This window comes from Streptomyces millisiae, from assembly GCF_031845425.1.
GTDB lineage: Bacteria > Actinomycetota > Actinomycetes > Streptomycetales > Streptomycetaceae > Streptomyces > Streptomyces millisiae.
In genome coordinates this window covers 1-456 of record NZ_JAVREM010000293.1, presented here as the reverse complement: position 1 = coordinate 456, position 456 = coordinate 1, and the positions used below count along the sequence as shown (strand labels likewise).

At 71.7% G+C, this 456-nt stretch carries 1 protein-coding gene; it reads left to right on the top strand.

Annotated features, from left to right (window positions below; translation table 11 throughout):
- Positions 1-456 (top strand): serine/threonine-protein kinase (locus RNC47_RS36745; RefSeq protein WP_311605216.1); only part of this gene is annotated, 456 nt, incomplete at both ends.

Below are 456 nucleotides of genomic sequence, written 5' to 3'. Positions count from 1 at the left end.
GCGAAGGCGGCATGGGCAAGGTGTACCTCTCCCACACCCCCGGCGGGCGACCCATCGCCCTCAAGGTGATCCGACCAGAAGTCGCCGGCGACCCCGAGTTCCGACGCCGCTTCCGACAGGAAGTACAGGCCGCCGAACGGGTCCAGGGCCTCTACACCGCCCCCGTCATCGACAGCGACACAGACGGACCCCAACCCTGGCTGGCCACCGCCTACGTCCCCGGCCCCTCCCTGCACAGCGCCATCCGTGAGCACGGCCCGTTGCCGCTCCAGGCCGCCGCCAGAGTGGTGGCCGGAGTCGCCGAGGCGTTGCAGGTCATCCACGGCGCGGGCGTCATCCACCGCGACCTCAAACCCTCCAACGTCCTGCTCGCCTCCGACGGCCCACGAGTGATCGACTTCGGCATCGCCCGCGCCGCCGACGCCACCTCCCTCACCCGCACCGGCGTCACCGCCG